At 58.9% G+C, this 20754-nt stretch carries 22 protein-coding genes; 13 read left to right on the forward strand and 9 right to left on the reverse strand.

Annotated elements, in window-relative coordinates; translation table 11 throughout:
* Positions 1-35: 35 nt before the first annotated feature.
* Together ACR2TX_RS11630 and ACR2TX_RS11635 are read right to left on the reverse strand one after the other, a co-directional pair.
* Positions 36-578: a CAP domain-containing protein gene (locus tag ACR2TX_RS11630; protein WP_168175308.1), complete on the reverse strand. Its 543-nt coding sequence runs from the start codon at positions 576-578 to the stop codon at positions 36-38.
* A 259-nt stretch (positions 579-837) separates the two neighbouring features.
* Entirely contained in the window at positions 838-2202 is a 1365-nt protein-coding gene (locus ACR2TX_RS11635; RefSeq protein ID WP_434132238.1) for a YihY/virulence factor BrkB family protein, read from the reverse strand.
* A 56-nt stretch (positions 2203-2258) separates the two neighbouring features.
* Between ACR2TX_RS11635 and ACR2TX_RS11640 the strand changes: the two genes are divergently transcribed.
* From ACR2TX_RS11640 to ACR2TX_RS11650, 3 genes are all read left to right on the forward strand, one after another.
* Complete coding sequence (locus ACR2TX_RS11640) at positions 2259-3419, forward strand: lipocalin-like domain-containing protein (protein ID WP_434132240.1); 1161 nt, start codon at positions 2259-2261, stop codon at positions 3417-3419.
* 58 nt (positions 3420-3477) lie between these two features.
* Positions 3478-4902: a hypothetical protein gene (locus ACR2TX_RS11645; RefSeq protein WP_347258143.1), complete on the forward strand. Its 1425-nt coding sequence runs from the start codon at positions 3478-3480 to the stop codon at positions 4900-4902.
* A 239-nt stretch (positions 4903-5141) separates the two neighbouring features.
* A complete protein-coding gene (locus tag ACR2TX_RS11650; protein WP_168175309.1) occupies positions 5142-5696 on the forward strand; it encodes a DUF488 domain-containing protein in 555 nt (184 codons plus the stop codon).
* A gap of 40 nt (positions 5697-5736) precedes the next feature.
* Here the strand turns inward: ACR2TX_RS11650 and ACR2TX_RS11655 are convergent, their stop codons facing one another.
* Complete coding sequence (locus ACR2TX_RS11655) at positions 5737-5916, reverse strand: hypothetical protein (protein ID WP_077727934.1); 180 nt, start codon at positions 5914-5916, stop codon at positions 5737-5739.
* 270 nt (positions 5917-6186) lie between these two features.
* On the opposite strand from ACR2TX_RS11655, the gene ACR2TX_RS11660 reads away from it, so the two are divergent.
* From ACR2TX_RS11660 to ACR2TX_RS11675, 4 genes are all read left to right on the forward strand, one after another.
* The gene (locus tag ACR2TX_RS11660) at positions 6187-7086 is read left to right on the forward strand and encodes an isoaspartyl peptidase/L-asparaginase (protein ID WP_077727935.1); all 900 of its coding nucleotides are present in this window, start codon (positions 6187-6189) and stop codon (positions 7084-7086) included.
* Positions 7083-7997 carry a zinc-dependent peptidase gene (locus ACR2TX_RS11665; protein ID WP_077727936.1) on the forward strand — a complete coding sequence of 305 codons (915 nt, stop codon included), beginning with the start codon at positions 7083-7085 and terminating at the stop codon, positions 7995-7997. Before ACR2TX_RS11660 ends, ACR2TX_RS11665 begins: the two co-directional genes overlap by 4 nt.
* A complete protein-coding gene (locus tag ACR2TX_RS11670) occupies positions 7975-8490 on the forward strand; it encodes a WbuC family cupin fold metalloprotein (RefSeq protein ID WP_434132242.1) in 516 nt (171 codons plus the stop codon). The genes ACR2TX_RS11665 and ACR2TX_RS11670 overlap by 23 nt, the downstream gene beginning before the upstream one ends.
* 337 nt (positions 8491-8827) lie before the next feature.
* Positions 8828-9334: a cupredoxin domain-containing protein gene (locus tag ACR2TX_RS11675; RefSeq protein ID WP_077727937.1), complete on the forward strand. Its 507-nt coding sequence runs from the start codon at positions 8828-8830 to the stop codon at positions 9332-9334.
* Between the two features lie 208 nt (positions 9335-9542).
* Here the strand turns inward: ACR2TX_RS11675 and ACR2TX_RS11680 are convergent, their stop codons facing one another.
* A complete protein-coding gene (locus tag ACR2TX_RS11680; RefSeq protein WP_434132244.1) occupies positions 9543-10781 on the reverse strand; it encodes a YncE family protein in 1239 nt (412 codons plus the stop codon).
* A gap of 464 nt (positions 10782-11245) precedes the next feature.
* Between ACR2TX_RS11680 and ACR2TX_RS11685 the strand changes: the two genes are divergently transcribed.
* Complete coding sequence (locus tag ACR2TX_RS11685) at positions 11246-12304, forward strand: NAD-dependent epimerase/dehydratase family protein (RefSeq protein ID WP_168175310.1); 1059 nt, start codon at positions 11246-11248, stop codon at positions 12302-12304.
* Positions 12305-12356: 52 nt separating this feature from the next.
* Complete coding sequence (locus tag ACR2TX_RS11690) at positions 12357-13499, forward strand: Rieske 2Fe-2S domain-containing protein (RefSeq protein ID WP_077727940.1); 1143 nt, start codon at positions 12357-12359, stop codon at positions 13497-13499.
* 109 nt (positions 13500-13608) lie between these two features.
* Here ACR2TX_RS11690 and ACR2TX_RS11695 read toward each other — a convergent pair whose 3' ends face one another.
* Positions 13609-14145 carry a CPBP family glutamic-type intramembrane protease gene (locus ACR2TX_RS11695; RefSeq protein ID WP_077727941.1) on the reverse strand — a complete coding sequence of 179 codons (537 nt, stop codon included), beginning with the start codon at positions 14143-14145 and terminating at the stop codon, positions 13609-13611.
* Between the two features lie 32 nt (positions 14146-14177).
* Here ACR2TX_RS11695 and ACR2TX_RS11700 point away from each other — a divergent pair, with 32 nt between their 5' ends.
* Positions 14178-14372 (forward strand): hypothetical protein, encoded by a 195-nt coding sequence (locus ACR2TX_RS11700; RefSeq protein ID WP_434132249.1) that lies wholly within the window; start codon positions 14178-14180, stop codon positions 14370-14372.
* Between the two features lie 17 nt (positions 14373-14389).
* On the forward strand, positions 14390-14788 hold the full coding sequence (locus tag ACR2TX_RS11705) for a Dabb family protein (protein WP_434132251.1): 399 nt from the start codon (positions 14390-14392) through the stop codon (positions 14786-14788).
* Positions 14789-15016: 228 nt separating this feature from the next.
* On the opposite strand, the gene ACR2TX_RS11710 is transcribed toward ACR2TX_RS11705, so the two are convergent.
* A complete protein-coding gene (locus ACR2TX_RS11710) occupies positions 15017-15970 on the reverse strand; it encodes an ornithine cyclodeaminase family protein (protein ID WP_434132253.1) in 954 nt (317 codons plus the stop codon).
* 146 nt (positions 15971-16116) lie between these two features.
* On the opposite strand from ACR2TX_RS11710, the gene ACR2TX_RS11715 reads away from it, so the two are divergent.
* Positions 16117-16638, forward strand: coding sequence for a metal-dependent hydrolase (locus ACR2TX_RS11715; RefSeq protein WP_077727944.1), 522 nt, complete (start codon positions 16117-16119; stop codon positions 16636-16638).
* 11 nt (positions 16639-16649) lie between these two features.
* On the opposite strand, the gene ACR2TX_RS11720 is transcribed toward ACR2TX_RS11715, so the two are convergent.
* The 3 genes from ACR2TX_RS11720 to ACR2TX_RS11730 form a co-directional block, all read right to left on the reverse strand.
* On the reverse strand, positions 16650-17426 hold the full coding sequence (locus tag ACR2TX_RS11720; RefSeq protein WP_077727945.1) for a class II glutamine amidotransferase: 777 nt from the start codon (positions 17424-17426) through the stop codon (positions 16650-16652).
* A 124-nt stretch (positions 17427-17550) separates the two neighbouring features.
* Entirely contained in the window at positions 17551-18837 is a 1287-nt protein-coding gene (locus ACR2TX_RS11725) for a YhjD/YihY/BrkB family envelope integrity protein (protein ID WP_077727946.1), read from the reverse strand.
* A gap of 235 nt (positions 18838-19072) precedes the next feature.
* Positions 19073-19684 (reverse strand): uracil-DNA glycosylase, encoded by a 612-nt coding sequence (locus tag ACR2TX_RS11730; RefSeq protein ID WP_156879499.1) that lies wholly within the window; start codon positions 19682-19684, stop codon positions 19073-19075.
* Positions 19685-20012: 328 nt separating this feature from the next.
* Between ACR2TX_RS11730 and ACR2TX_RS11735 the strand changes: the two genes are divergently transcribed.
* Positions 20013-20744 carry a Crp/Fnr family transcriptional regulator gene (locus tag ACR2TX_RS11735; RefSeq protein ID WP_077727948.1) on the forward strand — a complete coding sequence of 244 codons (732 nt, stop codon included), beginning with the start codon at positions 20013-20015 and terminating at the stop codon, positions 20742-20744.
* Positions 20745-20754 lie beyond the last annotated feature (10 nt).

Here is a 20754-nt window from a genome sequence, read left to right on the forward strand (position 1 = left end):
ACGTTCAATCGCGCGGTGCGTGTGCGCCTGGGAGATCAGTAAGGACTCTGGCCGGTAACATTGCCGGCGGGGCGGTAGTTGCAGACCCACACTTGGGCGTTGTTGGTGCAGACTGCATAGCCGCAGCCGACTTCGGTGGTTGCGGCCCACACCAACTGGGTATAGTGGCCGCACATCCTGCCGGGGGCGCAGCTGTTGGTCTCGTAGTTGTAATTGGCCTTTTCGGCTGCCCACGAATTGACAACCTGAGCCGGGGTAAGCTGCTGCGGTTCGGTGCGGCCATCGGACCACATCACCGGGCCGGCCCAGTAGAGGTTTTCACCCAGTTCTCCCTGATCACTGGCAGGGCTGTGGGGCAGTTCGCGCGGACAGCCCTGCTGCTCCAGCGTGGCGGCGTAGTCGGTGGCGATGGTGGCGAGCTCATCCGACCAGACGAGCGGCGGCACCCCGTCGGCGGAGCGCACCTGATTGTGGGCGGTGATCGTGGCCACGGCATCGGCGGGCTGGGCAGCGAGGCCTGCGCCGCTCCACAGGATTAAGGCGGAAATGATGAAAGGCGGGTTGCGAAAACGGCACATGACGTACTCCATTACGTGAAGGATGATTACCAACCGTACCGCGACTTGGCCGTCGTTGGGCACGATTCATCGGTAGTATCTGCCTTGTGACAGAGGGCAATCACGGATGTTCCGATCAGTGGCGGATTTATCGCGTTTTACTCTCCGTGATGCCTTGCGGCATGACCGTCGGCTGCTATCCGAGCGCCGATTCGGTGCGGGAGGGTGTGACGCTCTGGGCGTTACGTCAAACGAGAAAATTCTCGACATCACAGCATTGCTAAGAGCACGAAGAACGAAGCTGCTCTGAATCTCCCTGCGTCGACGACGATTGAGCCAGGATGAGATCCCGTAGCGAACGGCGGGCCGAAGCGGTCGTCGCCGAGGCATTTTCCAAATCCTCCGCGATCTTCGCGAGTTCCGGCAAAGTGAAAGCTGCATGGGACGAAAGGGCGGTATCCTCGCGTTTCGTGCGCATGGCCGTCAGAATGTCCCAGACGGTAATTCCGGCGATATCGCGGGCCGGAATGAAGCTTTCATCGCCTTTTCCCGCTTCCACCACCAACCCGCCGGCCTGTAGTATGTCCAGGCTGTCTTTCACCGTTTCCCACGGCAGTGACAATCGCTCCGCCAGCTCGTCGATGGTCCAGGGTTTATCCGCATGAACGAAACGTTCGCCGACCAAGTACATGACGGCGAGCCCGACCCTCTCTTTCAAGCGGTTGCTGAGCTGAAAGAAACGGCTTTTTCCCAGCACGTAATGGGGATGCTGGAAATAAAAGGCGGCTTGCCCGCCCAGCAAGAGGATCAGCCAGCTGAGATCGAGCCAGATCATGAACAAAATGACGATGACCAGGCTCGAATAAATGGCGTGGTAACTGGTCGAGCCGACCACGAACTTGGCGAACAGCAGGCCCGCCAGCTTCCATACCACGCCGCCCACGGTACCGCCGAATAACGCGGCTCGCCAAGGTACCCGCGTGTTCGGAATGTAAATGTAGACGAACGCAAACGCCACGATGATCATCAAATAAGGGAGGAGCTTGCCGCCCAGATAGAACAGGGTGCCGAAAGGTTCTTGGGCGATCAGTCGCCGGACTGCGCTGGCATGGGGCATCGAGGCCGTGAGACCGATGGCCGAAAAAATCAGCACCGGACCGAGCAGAATCACGCTGAGGTAGTCGCTGGCCCGGCGGGCGAAGCTGCGGGCCTGTGTGACTCGCCAGATGTGATTGAATGCGGCTTCTATTTTTTCCAGCACCGAAATAATGGTGTAGATGAGCACCGCCAAACCGACGAAGCCGAGCACGCCCACGTTGACCTTGGTCACGAAGCCGAGAATGGCTTTCGTCAAATCGCCCGCCTTATCGCCCAAAGGAGCGAGCATTTGCAGCAAGAACGGTTCGAGCTGATTGTTGATGCCGAAGGCCTTCAGGAGCGAAAAGCACAAGGCGAGACCCGGCACGATGGCCAAAAGCGTGGTGTAGGCGAGACTCGTGGCGCGATAATCCAAGCCTTCGCTACGAACGGCTCCGACTAGCGCTTTGATCCAGGCGGACACCAAAGCCGCCAAGCCGCGGAGCCGGTGGAAAGAGTCGAGTTTTTGGCGCGCCTGCTTGATGGGGTTGAAAAGCTTGATTTGCATGCTGACCACGATCTTTGTTAGGCATTAGACAGTTTGGAGCAGCCGGAAACAGTGATATGGCAACTGGCCGCGGCAATATTATCGTGCGGATAGCCGCCGTTCTGCTCGCAGTCATGCTGTCGCTCGTACCGTCGTCGACACTCCGGCAGCCCCCGGAGCGAGTTTCGTCCGGCGATGCGATGCCTTTTTCGTCTTTCTCGAAAACGCTGCGAAAAATTGCGGACAGGTTTCCGGAGGACCGTTCCGACCGGTCCTTGTCTTTTCCGTTCGATCACGGGATTCATCCGGACGTCCCCATGGAAATCTGGGAATTCACCGGCCAAATGAACACGCCGGACGGTCACCGATACGGCTTTCTACTGAGCTTTACGCGGCTCGGTCTTCAGCCGGAACAGCCCGAAAGGCCATCGGCCTGGGCCACCCGCGACGTGTATCGGGGGCTGTTTGCATTTCTCGATGCGAGCAACGGCCATTATCGGGCATCCGAACGTTTTGCAAGAGCGGCACTGGGCATGAGCGGGTATGATCCCGTTTCCGGGCTGGTCTGGCTGGACGACTGGAAGCTAAGGGTGCCGCTGGGAGAAACCACGTCCTTCACCTTGCAGGCCGACGCCGACGGGACGCAACTCAACCTCCGATTGGAAGCCCGAAAGCCCGCTGTCGTGCCGGCTGGGCAAAGCTTCCCGGCTGCTGCGGGAGGCCGTCTTCGCGCATATTTGCTTAGCCGTATGGCGATATCCGGAACGGTTCGGTTGGGCGAGCATCGACATAAGGTAACCGGCGAGGCCTGGCTCAGCCGCAGTTGGGGAAAACTAGCCCCGCCGGGCGGGCAACTGGTCCTGAACCGCTATCAATTGCAGCTCGACGATGGCCGTGAGCTCCTGCTTTTCCAGCTGAGGCGCAAGGACGGCAGCGCGCCGCCAGTGTCGAGCGGGCTCCTGATCGAATCCGATGGCCGAGCTGTTCCGATTTCCGGAAACGACGTTCGGCTCGAACCCGCCACTTACTGGTCTAATCCCTCGGGAGTTCCTTATCCGGTAGGCTGGATCGTGAGGCTGCCGAAGCTCGAAGCCGAACTGCGCCTTTCTCCCTTAGTCGAAGATCAGGAAATCGTCCGGTCCGTTCGCGCCTGGTCCGGCGCGGTCTCGGTGTCCGGAACCGGGCCTCGCGGTAAAGCGCTTTCAGGGCGGGGTTTCGTCGAATTGGCCGGCTATTGACGGCTCGATTCCCAAAAAAAGGATTTTTCCGCTAAAAAAACCAGCTTGTGAGTCGAACATGCCGAATGCCAAAACATCGTCCGTCGCTTCGATCGTCTTTACGGCTTTCTTGCTGGCGGCCTGCGAATCGAGGGAACAGACGAACGCCGTCAGCTATTCGCCCGCCGGACCCGTTCCTGCCGAACAGCAGCGTCCGGGCGATCCGAACAAAGGTTACGAGGCATTGCTCAACGCGCCGTACATCACCTGCGGCATGCCTTATTCGGCCTACAAACAGACGGCCTCGGCGCCCGAGCCCATGACGCTTATTCTGGGGAGACCCGGCCGAAACGCCGAGTTGCCTTACAACCTCACGGCTTACACGACACCCAAGGGCGTGGAGCTCGTAGTGAACAATTGCCTGTCCTGCCATGCCGGTTTCTTCGCCGGAAAGCTGGTCATCGGCCTAGGCAACGAAAATCTCGATTTCACCGAGGACCGTACGGCTGCCGCAGAAGGCGTCGGCGCATACGTGGAGGACGAGGCCGAAGCGGCGGAATGGCGGCGCTGGGCGGACCGAATCCGTGCCATTGCCCCTTACATGATCACCGACACGATGGGCGCGAATCCGGCCATCAATATGACGTTCGCGCTGATCGCTCACCGGAATCCGGAAACGCTGGCATGGTCGCCGGAACCGCTGATCGAGCCGCCGCCGAAATCGGTCGCGCCGGTCAGCATTCCGCCCTGGTGGCGCATGGCAAAGAAGAACGCCTTGTTCTACAACGCCGAGGGCCGCGGTGATCTCGCACGGGCCATGATGGTGGGCGCCATATTCTGCGCCGATGACGTCGATACCGTGCGAAATATCGATGCCTACGCGCCGGATATTCTGGCTTACTTTGCATCGCTCAAACCGCCGCCGTGGCCTTTCGGTCTCGACGGCAAGCTGGCCGAACAGGGGCGCGCCGTATTCGAGCGAACATGCTCCGGCTGCCACGGTACCTATGGCGAACAGCCGATTTATCCCAATCTGGTGCTGGGACTCGACGAAATCGGCACCGATCCAGTGTTGGCGCAACACGCTGTCGGCGGCGCATCGGACCGGTTCATCGCATGGTTCAACGGCTCCTATTACGGCGAAACGGCTCGCGCCGCCCCGGCGCCGGGTTATTTCGCTCCGCCTTTGGACGGAATCTGGATTACCGCTCCTTACCTCCACAACGGATCGGTGCCGACCATCGAAGCCTTGCTCGACAGTTCGAAACGGCCGAAGTATTGGACGCGGTCGTACGAGTCGTCCGCGGCCGATTACGATCCGGTCGGCCTGGGCTGGCGCTACACGGCGCTGGGGCAGGGGAAAGCCGGTACGGACGACCTGCGGGAACGGAAAAAAATCTACGATACGACCTTGCCCGGCCACTCCAATGCCGGCCATGTTTTCGGCGACGGCTTGAGCCCGGAAGAACGCAAGGCCGTGCTCGAATACTTGAAGACACTATAGAAGCCCGGAACTTGCTTATGGCTGAAACTGCCGAAGTCTCGTCAGCGAAGGATTGCCCGCCTGCAACGGCTTATTTCGAGATATAGGTCAGAATGTCGGGATGCTTCTGATTGTTTTTCGAGTCCAAAAAGTGCATTACATACGAACTCGAACGTCCGCCCGAATCATCGGCGGACTGCCGGCGGGGTGTGCCGGTTCGGGAAATGGGAAAAAACAATCAGCAAGAAGGAAGTGAAGCCATGAAACTCTATTCCATCGGCCACAGCAACAGAAGCTCTGACGAACTGATCGATATGCTCAAGAGGCATGGCATCGGGTGTCTGGTCGACGTACGCAGCAGGCCCGGTTCTGCGCGTTTTAGACAATTCAACCGTCCTACGCTGGAACGGGCTTTAACGCAGGCCGGCATTCAGTATCAATGGGAAGGCGACAATCTGGGCGGATGGCGATCGGCGACACCGGACGATGTAAAACACAGGGTCTTGAATCCGGGATTCCGGTCGTATGCCGCCTATATGGAGACGCCGGATTTCCGCGAAGCCGTGGAACAAATACTAAGGCTGGCACGAATCTGCCGGACCGCGTTCATGTGTGCCGAGAAAGATCCGTCGTGCTGCCACCGCTCTCTGATTTCCGATTACCTGACGGTGCGCGGACACATTGTCGAACATCTTATCGTGCCGAACGAAAGCTGTAGGCACGACCTGCATTCCGCCGCACGAATCGTCGGCTCGCGACTGATCTATGATCGAATTCAGCAAAACCTGGAGTTGTTCGCGCCGGATGTTACGTGAGTACACCTGGCGGCCGAGGCGCATAAATGGGCAAGAGCGCTTATCCGCCCCGTCGAATCTGCTGCCGGATCTGCGCCAGATAGCGCCGAAAGAACGAAAACGCCGCATAGAGCAGCACCGCGTAGAGTATCCACTCCTGTAGCGAGACGCCGGTCGGATCGTCGTCGAACACGACGATGCCGACCAGGGCGACCAAAGAAAGGGCAAAATAGTTGTACATAGGAGGTTCCTCACAGAATGTATGAAACGCAAGTCGTTTTCGGTAAGCAGGACATCTGGGGAAGGGGAGTCTCCATAGAACCCGAAGCCGATCTTTATCGTGTTGAAACGGCCTTGCCCCATCCTTTGACCGCGAACCGGAAAAGCCCTTTTTTGACAAGATATGTCGAAGTTCGCATCTTAGACAAATTGCCCGCTGGGTTATTCCTGCACGGGATGACACCGACAAACGTCATCGCGCCGAATCGAACATCAATATGCAGTAAGCCGCATGGAAAAACGCTTTGCTGAGATTGCCCGCCCGCCGGTTCTCCTGATCCACGGCGGCGCCGGCTCCCCGGAATCCGATCCCCGACTAAGCGAGAAACGCTGGACTTTTATCGGCGATTTGGCAGCGTCGGCATGGGCCGAGATTTGCCGAGGCCAATCCGCCGTCGATGCCGTGACGGAAACCGTCAAGCGCTTGGAGGAATCGGCTCTGTTCAACGCCGGCTACGGCTCGGCCTTGCAAAGCGACGGACTTGCGCGTCTTTCGGCCTCGCTGATGGACGGCGAGCGCCTGAAATTCTCGGGCGTCATGCTTGCGACTCACTTGGTCCATCCCATCAAACTTGCCCGGGCGCTCCAGAACCGGGCGGAATCGGTGCTCGGTCCCTTGGGAGCCCAGCTTCTGGCCCGGGAACTCGGCATGCCGCCGCAAAACCCGGTTCCCCCGGAGCGGGCGCGGCGCTGGGCGGAGTATCTGGAGCGGCAGACCGGGCCCTCGGTCGGCGCCGGAACGGTGGGCGCGGTGGTCCTGGACCAGCGGGGCCGTCTGGCGGCCGCCACGTCCACCGGCGGCGGCCGGTTCAATTTTCCGGAACGAATATCCGATTCGGCGACGGTGGCGGGCAATTATGCCTCCGGCTACGCCGCCGTCAGTTGCACCGGCATCGGAGAACAAATCGTCGATGACGGCGTTGCGGTGCGTCTCGAAACGCGTGTTCGGGATGGCCGCAACATCGTGCAAGCCTCGGAAGCGACCTATCGCGAAGCCGTCGAGCGGAAGCGCGAATACGGTTGGATCGCCGTGGACCACAGCGGGGCGTGGAGCATGTGCTGGACGACCGAAACCATGCTCTGCGCCGCGATGAGCGCGGACCGTCCGAGTGCTGTCCTGGGTCGGCCATGATCTCGCCCTTTCGTCTACTCCGCCGGCGGCGGCGCCGCAAGTTGCTTCAGCGGGGGCTGATATCCGAATCGACCTGGCTTTGGTCGCTCGCGGGGCTTCGAATTTTCGATCTCTTGAATAACGAAGAACGGGAGCGTCTGCGTCAATTGTCCACCCTTTTCGTTCACGAAAAGATTTTCGAACCGGCGGGCGGGATGATTCTGGACGACCGGGTGCGCACCCGAATCGCCGCGCTGGCCTGTCTCCCTATTCTCAACCTGGACTTCGACTGCTACGACGGATGGCGTACGGTGGTGGTTTATCCCGGCGGATTCATACGCCCTCGCTCGGAATTCGACGCTATCGGCGTCATGCACGAATGGGAAGATGTGTTGACCGGTGAATCCTGGGAGCGCGGGCCGGTCATATTGTCGTGGGCGGACGTTCAGGGTTCCGGGCATTGCGAAGGATATAACGTCGTCATCCACGAAATGGCTCATAAGCTGGACATGCTCAATGGCGCAGCCGACGGTTTCCCGAACTTGCATCGCGGGATGGCGCGGCGGGTTTGGACTGACGCGTTCACGGCCGCGTTCGAAGATTTCAACGATCGCGTGGACCAGGAGGAGAAGACTCCCATAGATCCTTACGCGGCCGAAGCGCCCGGAGAATTTTTTGCGGTGCTCAGCGAATACTTTTTCGAAGCGCCCGACTTGGTGCGCATGGAATATCCGGAAATCTACGACCTCCTTGCGCAATTCTACAGACAAGACCCGGCCGCGCGATTTCGTTCATCATTACCGGCAGACCCATTTCAGACTCGCGATGCACAAGCGCCGCGCGAAAGCCGGCAAACCGGCCATAACCCGCTGCGCGAAGCGCTTGCCGACGCCGTATCAGGAGACGACCATGGACGTTTTGAAAACGATTAGCGACAAACAGCTCCTCCGGCTGATGGGCGAGGCCGCAGCCTCTCCCAGGCTCCGGAAAAATCTGAACATTCACCGCGATCTGGAGGACCCGATCCAGCGCCTGTTCAACGCCATGGAGCCCGGAACCTACGTCCGCCCTCACCGCCACGCGCGCCCGGACGGATGGGAACTGATGCTGGCGGTGCGCGGCGCGTTTTCCATCATTACCTTCGACGAAAAAGGAACCGTCCTGGAGCGCATCGACCTGAGCGCCGCGGGAGGCGATATGGCGGTGGAAATTCCGCCGTACACCTGGCATGCCGTGGTCGTTCTGGCACCCGAGACGGTCATGTTCGAGGTCAAACCGGGCCCTTACCGCCCCGTCGAGGACAAAGATTTCGCTGCTTGGGCTCCGGAGGAAGGCGATCCGGACGCGGAGCGGGTCGTGGCCTGGTATGAAGTCGCCAAGCCTGGAGATCGCCTGCGGTTCCAGGAATCGGCGAAAGCGCAGTGAAGATGCGGAGAGGATTAGAGCGTTTTTCATCCCGGTGTACGGATTCGTGTAGGCGGGAAGGACGTAGGTCGGCAATCCCTTCCCAATCGCAAACGGCATCTCTGGGAGCGCCAGAGCTGCCCTTCCGACAAAGCCCTTTGCCGAGCCGGTACGTCGGCAAAGGATTGCCGACCTACATATGGGGCTCCCTTACACCGAATCAGAAAATGCTCTAGTAGCTCGGCACCGATAAGAAATAGAAGCGGTCTCCGGACTTTTTTGCGCCACTCAAGATCTATGTCGTAGTTTGAGGGCACGCCACAAAACGTCTTCGAATTTCGATAAGGAGAATATCGTGATGTCACGTTCGATCTACCGCGCCGCCATTCTTGCTACTTTAGTCATGTCTGCCCTCGTAGTGCAGGCGCAGGACCTCGAATCGCCGGTATCGAAAGATCAACATCTGCCGGAAGAGCACTCCGGTTCTGAACAATCGGCCGCCGGTCAACCCGGCAAACCCGACGAAGTCACGCGCACGATCGAAATCAAAACCCTGGACAGCATGAAATACGATCCCTCGTCGCTTACGATAAATCGCGGAGAAACATTGCGCCTGATCGTTAATAACATCGGCCGACTGACGCACGAGGCAACCATCGGTACGGTTGCGGAGCAGGAATCGCACGCCGGGGAGATGCATGCCGCTCCCGACACGCCCCATGACAGCCCGAATTCCGTGACCGTAGAGCCGGGCCAAACGAAAGAGTTGGTTTGGCGGTTCGATCGACCCGGCCGATTCGAGATCGGCTGCCATGTTCCGGGACACTACCAGGCAGGGATGATCGCCGAAGTTACCGTCCGCTAGAGCCTCGGGAGAGCGCCAGCAATGACCACGCAATCAGTTATCACAACGCAACGCGCTCTATCTGCCCGTGCGCGAGCCTACGATAAGCCGACCGCTGTCGGCGGCGCGACGGGGTTTTGGTGCGGTGCTGAATCGACCGGCGGGTGCGTTCCCCCCGCGCTCTTGTGACGCTTTAGTCCAGCCGGCGTACTCGCTACGCATTCGGTCCTCAGCGACTCCGCACGGCAATTCCGTGCGGGTCGGCGCGCTCCTCATCGTCAGTATCGTCGACGTTCGAGACGGGGGCGACTAGCTTCAGCATTCCGCTTTTGCCGCCTCGTTTGACCTCGATCACCCCTATGCCGGGCGTCTGTCCCAGAGCGTTATTGAGCTCCGGATTGTTGCCGGTGAGCGGGAACGGTCCGCGCAGCGTCGCGTACACCCGATCGCCGCTCGGCGATATTCCGAGAATGTCCGGTGCCGGGTCCCGCGATACGACGCCAGCCAGTTTTATCTCGTTCACTACGTCGTCAGTTTCGGTATCGACCACGATGATCTTGTTGGCGGCGCGGTCGGCTACCCAAAGGTAACGTTCCTGCCGGGTGACAAGCAGCCCATGCGAATCCACGTCTTGTTGTCCGTGATCGAAGACCACCGTCGGCGCAGGGGTGTCTGGCTTCGGATACGGATTTGGCGAAGGCGAGAACGCGCTCACCGGCAGAGCATAAAGTACGGATTGGAACCCGAGTTCGGCTCCACCGCCGCCGCCCGAATTGAAGTACATCTTGTTCCCCGTCTGGGCCGCCAGGAGACCGGCGGGTTCGATGGTCGAGGTCGTATACTCACCGGCGATAGCCATCGGCGTGGCGCGCGGATCGATGACAAACAGACCGCCGCCGCGAAGCGTGACAAACGCCAAGTTACTGGTGGAGTCCGGCAGCGCCAGGATGGGGGCGTTGTCCGGCCGAACACCGTCCTCATCGGCGGAGCCGAACTGTTTGAGGGCTCCGCTCGGCGTCGTCCCATCGGCAAGATTCAGAGTGGCGCTATGGTCGAGGGTAAAGGTGTTGGCTGCGTAATCGGTGTTGATTCTCTGTACGAGTTTGCCGTTCTGGTTAGCGACCAGAATATAGGCCTCATCCGGCGAAGGGACGGCTGCGTGAGCTTGCTTGCCTACATCGACCAGGAAAACCGGCTTTCGTGTTGCCGCCTCGATGATGAGAACATGTCCGGTGGCCACAAACGAGATGATGGCATGCGTGTGGGACGCATTGAAGGTGATGTAGTGCGGTCGACGCGGTGTTGCCGTGTCGTCCAGCCGCTGTGCCAATTTCGCTAGTTCGAAGACCTCCGGTTTTGCCTTGGACGCCGCATTCCGGGACAACTTTCTGCCATCGAATATGTACAGCTTGCCGCCGATGTCGTCATCGGGAATGGTGCTAGGCGGGAAACCCGATTGGTCGATCATCCAAACCTCGTGATTCGATTTGTCGGGTGCAGAGACTCCAATGGGAGAAAAGGCAGATAACGTTAGAAACAAGGCGACACCGAACGTGGTGGGGGGAAATCTATGGCGCATGGCGTTCTCCTGAACGGAGGCTGGTCATTTTTCCTTTTGAGAACCGAGGTTACTCATCTTGAGCGGAGGTGAATTTTCGACCCGATCTAATTTCTAACGACAACTTGCCGTCGCACGGGTTCACCCGAATCTGGGACGTTCCGGGTTTGGGTGTTTCGAATCCTGAAATATCCGTCCGTGGCGTATCGCGGACGAGACGCTCGCCCCGGTTACGGTAACGGAACCGACGAGCCACTTCGTGAAGGGCAAAATCAGCAAATTTCCGCTATGGGGGCCATCGACGGACTCCGGACCAAGGTAAATCGGAACTCCATGTCCCCGTATAGATGCAAGACGCTTCCTTGGATAGAAGCGTGTTACCATCCGGTCTCGACACCACAGAGAAGGGAACCAACGTGAACTCGGGAAAAGTGCTAGTCACCGGAGCGACCGGCCATCTCGGCGCCAATCTCGTACGCCGCCTGCTGGCCGACGGAGACGAAGTCCGTGTCCTGATTCGGCAGGGCCGCGACAACGGGGCCTTGGCGGGACTCGACGTCGACCGAGCCTATGGCGATTTGCGGGATTCCGAGGCGGTCGACGCGGCTGTGCGCGGCTGTTCCCGCGTCTATCACTGCGCGGCGCTGGTCTCGACCATAGCCGGGAATGGTGCCCATAAGCGGGAAGTCTTCGATACCAACGTCCTGGGCACGCGGCACATTCTGCAAGCCGCCGTCCGCCACAGCGTCGACAAGGTCGTGGTCTCCGGATCGCTCAGCGCCACCGGGTACGAACCGGACCGCCCCAGCCACGAAGGCATGCCGTTCTATCCCTTCGATCGCCATCTGCCCTACGGTTTCACCAAGCATCTGGCGGAACACGAGGCCTTGCGCGCCCACGCGGACGGCCTCAACGTGGTCGTCGCCACCTCCTGCGCCATCGTCGGTCCGCATGATTACAAGCCGTCGCGCATGGGACGCGTGCTCATCGACTACGCCCATGGCCGGCTCAAGGCCTATATCCCCGGCGGCTTCGAATTCGTCTCCACCCGCGATATCGCCGAGGGCCATGTGCTCGCCATGCGGAAAGGCCGTTCCGGGCAGAAGTACATCATCAGCACCGCTTACGCCAGTGTGGACGACCTGATGGCTCTCTACGGGCAGGTGACCGGGCGACCGTCCCCTGGACTGCGCTTGCCCGCACCCGTCATGGCCGCGCTGGCGGAAGTGGCCGACAAGACCTGGTTCCGGATCTTTCCCAACTCGCCTCGGCGATTCACGCCTGCCGCGGTGCGCCTGCTCTCGATGCGGCGCCGGGCGGATCACGAGAAGGCCGGACAGGAATTGGGCTATCGGCCCACCAGCCTGGCCGAAGCGATTCGGGAAGCCTACGAGGATTTCGTGCGCCGCGGTGTCATCACCCCACCTAAGTGAAACGGCTATTGGTCCCCGTTATCCACCCTTGGTCATATGGAGAGTACTGACGATGAGGAATGCGCAAGACACATCCCGGCAATCGCCGCCTGATTTCGCGGAAGCCAAAAACTCCCGGCAAAAGGCCCGTGCCGCCGGCCTCGATCCGGACCGCTGGTACGCGGTGGAATACGACAGCGCGGTCAAGAAAGGGGAGGTGAAGGAAGTCGTGTTCTGGAAGAGGTCCATTGCCCTGTTCCGCGGCAAGGACGGCGGGCTCGCGGCCGTTCAGAACCGCTGTCCGCACCGCCAGCTCAAGCTCACTCACGGCGTTGTGGATGGCTGCCATCTGCGCTGCGCCTATCACGGCTGGACGTTCAACCGGGACGGCTGGCTGATCGATTATTCCCATGACAGCTTCGGCAGACCGCTCATCAAGAACCGGTTGCGCACCTACCCGGTAAGCGTCCGCTACGGCCTGATCTGGCTGTTTCCGGGCGATCCGGCCCTGGCCGGAGAGCGAAAGATCCCCGAAATTCCGGAACTTACCGGAGACCGTCCATGGGCCAATTTTGCCGTGGATTTCATCTGGCGTACCCACCATTCCATGGTGATCGACAATATCTGCGACTTCGCCCACGCGTTCCTGCATCGGAAATACCGTCCCTTCGTCGACGCCAAGCTCACCCATCACGAAGCCGACGAGGACCGGGTTTACCTGACCTACGACGCCCACATGGCCGCTGGGCGGTTTTCGGGGATTTTCGTCGATCGTAACCGGGTCAACACCCGGTCCATCGAACTGTGCTACGAGTATCCCTACCAATGGACTAACACCGGCGACAGCATCAAGAACTGGTCGTTCCTGCTGCCTATCGACGAACGGACCACTCGCGTGTTTTTCCTGTTCTATTTCGACAGCGTCAAGATTCCGCTGCTTTCCGTGAAAACGCCGAAGTGGCTGACCCAGATGGTGCTGAACGTCGCCAAACCTCTGGTGTTCAAGCCCATACTGCTGGAGGACGGAATTGCCCTGGAAGCGGAGCAACAGGGCTATGAGCAGCATTGGGACGCACCTCCCATCGAGCTCAACCCCGTCGTGCCGATGTTTCAGCAGTTGACGGCGCGGAAGTGGGAGGATTATCTCGCCCGAGCGGCGGTCTCGGCCCGAGGCGGCAAACCGGGCCATCGAGAGATTCCGATATCCGGCGATTGACGCCGAAATCGCGCTTGGGCCTTTGTATGGCCGGTGGCTTCATCGCTCGGTTCTCGTGCAATATTCGGGGAATCTGAGATCGGTCAGAGCGCGTTCCATAACGGTTCCGTTACTCCCAAACTCCGGGGATCATCAGCTTCTGCCAACCGCCCAGAAACATGATCCACACGACCCCCGTAAGCCAATGAAACAGCATCGGTACCCAAATCGATCCCGATCTCAGGTAGGTGAGGGTGCATACGATGCCGAGCAGTGTCGCCAGCACCAAAAAAACCGGGTCGAGAAACACCGCTCTTCGTGACACCAAACCATTGACTGGATGGGAGGCCACAAAGGCAACGAGACTGACCGAGGACCAAACGAGTTTTGTTCTCGGAGAAGCCGCTTCAACCGGATGCGGCAGTAAGACGGCACGATATAAGACTTCCTCTACAAGACTCGGCGTCACGAGCAAAACGACGGGCGTTGAGGCGATTACCCAGGCGGATGCCTTCATCAACTCCAAACGACAAAATCCCGTCGCCCATCCGATCAGCAGAGCGCACAGCGCGTATACGCCGAATAACCCAAGGCATCCGCGCCAAGTCCGGCGCTCGGGGAAGGTCTTGAATGCCAGTCTTATGCTTCGCAAACGCACGTTCAACATCGCTCTCGGGCCTTATTCCTCGATGATACCCTGTGCGGGCCTGCTCAGCGGCGACGGGTGCCGCGCTCATCATCGACGCCGTGGCGATCGTGATGCCGATCAGGGGCCATGCTACTATCGCTGCGGTGTTCGGCAATACGCCCTTCGGAACATCGGTCTTTATACTCTTGCCGTGCAAATCTGCAGGACTCTGCGTTGAGCAGCCGGTCCTGCTCGACCTCAATTGAAAAGGATGGGGAATCGCATGAAACGAATGACAGTCTTCGCCCTCTTAGTGTGTGCTCTGACATTTACCGTCGCCAGTTCGGCCGAGGTCGTGCCGTCGACCGCAGGACGCATACATCATGTCGTGATCGTCTGGCTCAAGGATCATGGGAGTTCAGCGGCGCGCCAGCAGTACATCGACGCGACCAAATCGCTTTCGAAGCTGCCGATGGTGTCGAGCTACCATGTGGGAGCCGCTCTGCCCGGCAAGCGGGATGTTGTCGACAGCTCGTACGATGTGGCTATCGTGGCCACGTTCGAGAATGCACAGGCGCTCGACGAATACTCGCGACATCCGGACCACGATAAGGTGATTAACGAAAGAATGAAACCCTTGGTGGACAAGGTCATCGTGTATGATTTCATCGAGGCCCCATGAGGCTTCCTAAGCATTGAGCACGATTCCCGCTCGCGCATGACCGGCTGGCCTGGCGAACGGGCAGCGAGCGTCTTCGAAGAGTTCTTAGTGACGGGAAGTGCAGGATATCGACTTCGGGTACGGCGGGATCACGGTGTGCAGCCTGAGGATGCCTATCAAGCTGTGCAACCAGACAGGGCTCCGAGGCTGTTGATTCTCCATTAAAGATGGAGGCAGGACTCAAGTGCGTCAGGGATTCTTGCGATCAGCGCGATCGAGGATGAATCGCGCCGTCATTAAATCCAGATGGCCGCCGCCGCCGTTTTTGAACAGGGTGATGTCGGCGGGAGACAGTCTGCCGGGATGGATGCCGCGGCATAGCTCGAAGTGATCGGCCAAGATATCCGTCACGGATATCACGCCGTTCCGGATGGGGATGCAGAGTTCGCCGATATGGGCGACAGTGGTCTCGCGGGAGTCGACGAATATCTTGGCTCGCCGGATGGCAGTGTCGTCCGCCTCCCGCATATCCGGAGTGAACGCGCCGACCAAGTCCAGGTGGGTTCCGGGCTTGAGCCATTCGCCCCGGATGAGCGGAGCGGTGGCCATGGTCGCGCAGGAGACGATATCGGCGTCGCGTACCGCTTGTTCCAGGTCCGTCGTGGGGTGTATCGAAGTCCGTAGGCCAGCCAGGGAATCCGCTAATCTTACCGCACGGCGCGGCGTGCGGTTCCAGATCCATACCGACTCGATCGACGGGCGGACGGCCAGATGCGCTTGAATCAGATGAGGCGCCATGGCGCCGGCGCCGACCATGAGCAGCCTCTTGGCATCTTCGCGGGCCAGGTGCTTCGCGCCCAGTGCGGAATCGGCGGCCGTTTTCCACAAGGTGAGAGCGGTGCCATCGAGGCACGCCAAGGGTCGACCGTCCTCGGCGCCGAACAGAACGTAAAGGCCCTGTACCGAGGGGAGTCCACGGGTTTGATTGTCCGGGAAGACCGTCACCAGCTTCGCTCCGACGCCGAGTTTGCTTTGCCAGGCGGCCCGTACGAGAAAGTGCTGCGTTTGCCCGTCCGTATGCGATCGGCTCAGCAGCAGATCGTCCATCGCATCGATCTCGCTGCCGTGGGCCGCTTCAAGCCAGGCCACTAGAGACGGATAATCGAGCCGGTCGTTTATTTGTTCGGCGCCGATCCATTTCATCCAGGCTCTCCGAAGAATGTTCCTGTAGCGAAGCCTACCACGAATCGCCTGACTTGAAATTCAGTATGATCCCGCCGGGAACGCTATCCGGCGGTTCAGCTGTCTTATCGACGTATTGATGAGGTTTTGGTTTTCGGAGCCGGGCTATGTCTACCATCGTCTCTCACGCGGCGGTTCCGATCGCGCTGAGCGCCTGTTTTCCGGATGGCATTCTATCGCCTGAGGTTGTGCTATTGGGTGTCGCCTGCTCGATGATTCCGGATCTGGATGCAGTCGGTTTTGCGTTCGGGGTGCGCTACGGTGATCCGTGGGGACACCGCGGCATGACTCACTCCATCTCCTTCGCACTATGCCTCGGAGCGTTATCGATGGCCGTTCTGCCCGGTGAACACAAATCTTGGCCGGTTTTCGTATTCCTGTTTCTTTCGAGCTTATCCCATCCCGTCATCGACGCCCTCACCGACGGCGGTCTGGGCGTTGCGCTTTTCGCGCCGTTCTCGAACAAACGTTACTTCTTCGCCTGGCGACCGCTCGCCGTGCCGCCCATAGGAATCTACGCCTTCTTTTCGGCCCGGGGATGGCTTGTGCTTAAAAGCGAGATGCGCTGGATTTGGCTGCCCTCGGCCTTGTTATTCGGTGTGGCGCGGGTCGTTAAAGCGCTCTTGTGATCGTTTTGCCTTTAGGCGACATTTAACGGCTCCCCGTCGTGAAATAGAACCAGCTGGCCGCGGCGCAGTTTGGTCCAGATTTCGTTGTCGGTAAGCGGGAGAGTGGCGATGACAGTCACTTTGTCGTACGGTGTCGTGAGTTCGCTGAAGTCTACCGTGATGTCCTGATCGACCAGGTGGGCGCAGCCGAACGGCGCTTTGCGCGTGATGAAGTGCAGATTCGTGGAACAGTGCGCGAAGAGGGAATCGCCGTCGGAAAGAAGATAATTGAAATCGCCGTGTTCCGCGATCTCGGCAGTGATACGCTCGACCACGCCATAGACCTGTTCTCGGCTCGGGGAACCATGTGGGAACGCCCGACGCAACGCATTCAACAGATAGCAGAAGGCTCTTTCGCTGTCGGTATCGCCGACCGGCTGAAAGACGTCATCGGGGCGCGGCGGATCGAAATGTTCCAAGGTGCCGTTATGGGCGAAGATCCAGTAACGGCCCCACAGTTCTCTTCGGAAAGGATGGCTGTTCTCAAGGGCAATTCGGCCTTTGGTGGCCTTCCGAATATGGGCGATGACGTTGGTCGAATGGATCGGGTAATGGCGCACCAGATCGGCTATCGGCGATTCGACTGTCGCTTTGGAGTCGACGAATAAGTGGCAACCGCGGCCTTCGAAAAAGGCGATGCCCCAGCCGTCGCGGTGGTGATCGGTCAATCCGCCGCGTACGTGAAATCCCTCGAACGAGAAACAGATGTCGGTCGGAACATTGCAGTTCATTCCCAAGAGCTGGCACATGGTGGATACCTACGCGATAGTGATCGACGGGCTCGGGTTTTAGTATGCCAGAACGGCAGCAAGCAGGCGGCAAGGGGGGGCGTCTTGTAGCCCAACTGGATTCCGGTATTAGGCTGCCGTGAGTTCAAGCATCTACCAAATCCTTCAAAGAAAGCCCCTCGGTGGCTTGTGCGCCGCACGTGTGCAGTCTTTCCAATAGATGATCCACGGCGGGGACCGAGAGAGTGTTCTTGTCGATGGACGACGTTTCAGCCGGCGACGTTCGTATCGCTTCCAGAATTTCGGATACCGTGATGGCCGACAAATCACGGGCGGGAACAAATCCTTGATCGCCTTCGACCGCGACCAGAATCAAATTCCGTGTTTTCAGCGCGTCCAAGATTTTCTCGATCATGAGATCAGGGAGACCGAGGTGCTGGCTTAGGGCGTCGGTCGTCCACGGCTTTTTTCCCTGATGAAAGTGTTCCGCGATCAGGTACATGATCAAGAAACCGAGGCGTTCGAAGAGCTGATAGCTGAGTTTGACGTCGCGCTCGGCCAGATGGATGTAGCGCGGATGCTGGTGATAAACCGAAATCTGAGCGCCGATCAATAGAATGAGCCAGCTTACGTAGATCCAGATCATGAATACGATGAGGATCGCGAAGCCGGAGTAAATGGCGGCGTACCGGGCTGAGCTGGCGACGAATTCGGCAAACAGCCAGCCCGCTCCGCGCCAGCCGATGCCGGCCACGATGCCTCCGACCAGAGCCGAACGAAAGTTCACGTGGGTGTTCGGAAGAAATCGATAAGCAAAGGTAAAGGCACCGATGATGAGGAGGTACGGAAGAATCAGTCCCAACAGGTAATACAAGGTTCCGAAAGGTTCCTGACTGATGATTATCTGCGCGATTTCGGTGCTGGCCATGGATGCTATGAGTCCGAGAGCGGAGAAAACCAGCACCGGCCCCACGAGAAGAACGCTGAGATAATCGCTGAACCGTCTGTGAAAGCTGCGCGATTTCTTGGCCCTCCACACATAGTTGAAAGCCTCCTCGATTTTTTGCAGCAGAGAGAGAACCGTGTAGAACAGCATGGCGAAACCGACGAAACCCAATACGCCGACCCTAATGTTGCTGACGAATCCAATGATGCGGTTAACGATTTCCCTCCCTTGCTGGCCCAACGGCGCCACCAGTTCCAGCAGGAGCGGCTCCATTTGGTTGTGTACGCCGAACGCGGCGAGTACCGAAAAGCTGACCGCCAGGAGCGGGGTCAACGACAGCAGGGTCGTATAGACCAGACTCATGGCGCGGTAGTCCAGGCCGCCTTCCTGTATGTCTCTGATCAGCCTCTTGATCAAAGCTTTTACGTAGGCGAACCGGTTCCGTAGCGAAGACTGGTCAATCGATACCCAAGGCCAGCTTTTCATGACGTTTGATCCAGGAGGCTGTTTGCTGCAAAGGGCATTGATAATGATTTTTGGACAGAGCGGCAACAGGAATGTGCGCGGACGCCGAATCCCGGATTCAGCCCGGCAGGGTCGTGACGAAGGTATCGCAAGCGCCGCGTCCTATGTGGGGCAGGGAAGGAGGCCACCTTTTTCCGCGTCGTTGAAGTCCCGTGGACGGGCCGCTCCGACGACCGTGAAACCCAGGCCTGAAAAGCTACTGAGATGAATCGGTGGAGCGCGCGAGCAACTTGCCCAGGATCTCGAAATCCTCCTGGAGGGTGGCGGCGATCCAATCGAAACGCAAGGCGGCGGCAGGATGATAAGTTACGAAATAGCTTCGTCCGTTGCGCGGCTGCGTGGTTCCATGCAAGTCGGAAACGGTCGCGGTATCGCCCAGCATCTGACGTGCGGCGACTTGGCCAAGCAGCACGATGACCTTGGGCGAGATCAGCTCGAGTTGACGCTCCAGCCACAAATTCGTGCAGGTTTTCAGCTCGTCGCGCCGGGGCGTGCGGTTGTTCGGCGGACGGCATTTGACGCAGTTGGTAATGAACAGCCTGTCGCGGGCGATGCCCTGACCTCGAAGGAGCGTGTCGAGATACCGGCCTGCGGGGCCGACAAACGGCCGGCCAGCCGCATCCTCTTTGCCGCCCGGGCCTTCGCCCAACACCATGATTTCGGCATTTACCGGTCCTTCGCCAGGGACTGCGTGTCGGCGGCTCTCGTGAAGCCGACATGCGACACACAGGCGAATGCCGCCGGCAAGATTTTCGAGTTGTTCGGACGAGTCTCTCAAGTCCTCTATGGCCATATACGCTGAATCCACGATCCACGGATCTCTACTTCGCAGACACGGCCCCAACGCATTAAGTTCAGCATCCAGCCAATTTGCCTCCCGGTTCGGAGGGAAATGGTGCCTGAACGTACTGGGGGTATAGAGAACATCGGCTTTCAGTCTGTGGTCTACCGGATGAGTTTGATCCGCAAATTTGTTAATCTGAGATTTGCTAGCTCAGCGCGGATCAACTCGGTTCCGTTTCGCGCATAGACCAGGAATGGTCGGCTACCTCGCAAACCGCGGATCTCTCCAATAGGCGAGCTTCCAAGGAGTTGGCTTGCGAGGTGTGATTTCAATCAGGACGACGAGGTGGCACATGGCTAATTTAGGAAAGGGCAGCATTTCTCCTATCGCGCGGCATCCCGCGGCTCGGGTGTTTGAGGAGGACACCGGCGATGCATTGGCAGGCCTTGACATGGCGGGTTTGGAAACGGTTTTTCGAGGAGGCAAGCGAAAATCGTTCGCCGCCAAACAAATCATCTTCAGAGAAGGCGATCCGGCCGATACCGTGCTGGCGATTGTGCAGGGCTTAGTGAAGCTTATCAGCTATTCGCCCGACGGGAGGGCCCGTATCGTTCGGCTTCATGCCAAATGTGCATTTCTCGGTCTCGGGGGATTGATCGAACCGACGTATCAGCATACGGCGGTGGCGGTCGATCAGGTGGAAGTGATTTGTGCGCCGTTGCGAACGATTGCCCAGCTCAAGAAAGATAATCCTTATTTGTATTGTCGGCTCATCGAGTGCTGGTACCAGCATCTGAAGAGTGCCGACATCTGGATTACCGACTTTTCCACCGGATCGATAAAGGCGCGCGTCGCCCGGTTGGTGAACTTCCTGGCGGCCATTCAAAACGATACTTCGACATCGACTGCGGTAACTCTGCTGACCTGCGAGGAAATGGCTGCGATTCTCGGCGTTACGGTTGAAAGCGTCAGCCGAGTTCTGGCGGAATTCAAGCGCTCACGCATGCTTCGCGCCATAAAATGCAAGCCGGCGAAGAGATACGAAACTAACATCCCCGCTCTCAAGCATGTAGCGCAAATCTGAGTGCTTGGCA

This window comes from Methylocaldum sp. GT1BB (assembly GCF_051027545.1).
In the GTDB taxonomy this organism is placed as follows: domain Bacteria; phylum Pseudomonadota; class Gammaproteobacteria; order Methylococcales; family Methylococcaceae; genus Methylocaldum.

Coding starts and splice junctions, on each gene's coding strand:
- ACR2TX_RS11660 (WP_077727935.1), top strand. CDS start 6,187: ATGGAAAAACGCTTTGCTGAGATTGCCCGCCCGCCGGTTCTCCTGATC.
- ACR2TX_RS11725 (WP_077727946.1), bottom strand. CDS start 18,837: ATGAAAAGCTGGCCTTGGGTATCGATTGACCAGTCTTCGCTACGGAAC.
- ACR2TX_RS11675 (WP_077727937.1), top strand. CDS start 8,828: ATGTCACGTTCGATCTACCGCGCCGCCATTCTTGCTACTTTAGTCATG.
- ACR2TX_RS11665 (WP_077727936.1), top strand. CDS start 7,083: ATGATCTCGCCCTTTCGTCTACTCCGCCGGCGGCGGCGCCGCAAGTTG.
- ACR2TX_RS11735 (WP_077727948.1), top strand. CDS start 20,013: ATGGCTAATTTAGGAAAGGGCAGCATTTCTCCTATCGCGCGGCATCCC.
- ACR2TX_RS11640 (WP_434132240.1), top strand. CDS start 2,259: ATGGCAACTGGCCGCGGCAATATTATCGTGCGGATAGCCGCCGTTCTG.
- ACR2TX_RS11650 (WP_168175309.1), top strand. CDS start 5,142: ATGAAACTCTATTCCATCGGCCACAGCAACAGAAGCTCTGACGAACTG.
- ACR2TX_RS11690 (WP_077727940.1), top strand. CDS start 12,357: ATGAGGAATGCGCAAGACACATCCCGGCAATCGCCGCCTGATTTCGCG.
- ACR2TX_RS11670 (WP_434132242.1), top strand. CDS start 7,975: ATGGACGTTTTGAAAACGATTAGCGACAAACAGCTCCTCCGGCTGATG.
- ACR2TX_RS11635 (WP_434132238.1), bottom strand. CDS start 2,202: ATGCAAATCAAGCTTTTCAACCCCATCAAGCAGGCGCGCCAAAAACTC.
- ACR2TX_RS11720 (WP_077727945.1), bottom strand. CDS start 17,426: ATGTGCCAGCTCTTGGGAATGAACTGCAATGTTCCGACCGACATCTGT.
- ACR2TX_RS11715 (WP_077727944.1), top strand. CDS start 16,117: ATGTCTACCATCGTCTCTCACGCGGCGGTTCCGATCGCGCTGAGCGCC.
- ACR2TX_RS11710 (WP_434132253.1), bottom strand. CDS start 15,970: ATGAAATGGATCGGCGCCGAACAAATAAACGACCGGCTCGATTATCCG.
- ACR2TX_RS11655 (WP_077727934.1), bottom strand. CDS start 5,916: ATGTACAACTATTTTGCCCTTTCTTTGGTCGCCCTGGTCGGCATCGTC.
- ACR2TX_RS11680 (WP_434132244.1), bottom strand. CDS start 10,781: ATGATCGACCAATCGGGTTTCCCGCCTAGCACCATTCCCGATGACGAC.
- ACR2TX_RS11630 (WP_168175308.1), bottom strand. CDS start 578: ATGTGCCGTTTTCGCAACCCGCCTTTCATCATTTCCGCCTTAATCCTG.
- ACR2TX_RS11695 (WP_077727941.1), bottom strand. CDS start 14,145: ATGTTGAACGTGCGTTTGCGAAGCATAAGACTGGCATTCAAGACCTTC.
- ACR2TX_RS11645 (WP_347258143.1), top strand. CDS start 3,478: ATGCCGAATGCCAAAACATCGTCCGTCGCTTCGATCGTCTTTACGGCT.
- ACR2TX_RS11705 (WP_434132251.1), top strand. CDS start 14,390: ATGAAACGAATGACAGTCTTCGCCCTCTTAGTGTGTGCTCTGACATTT.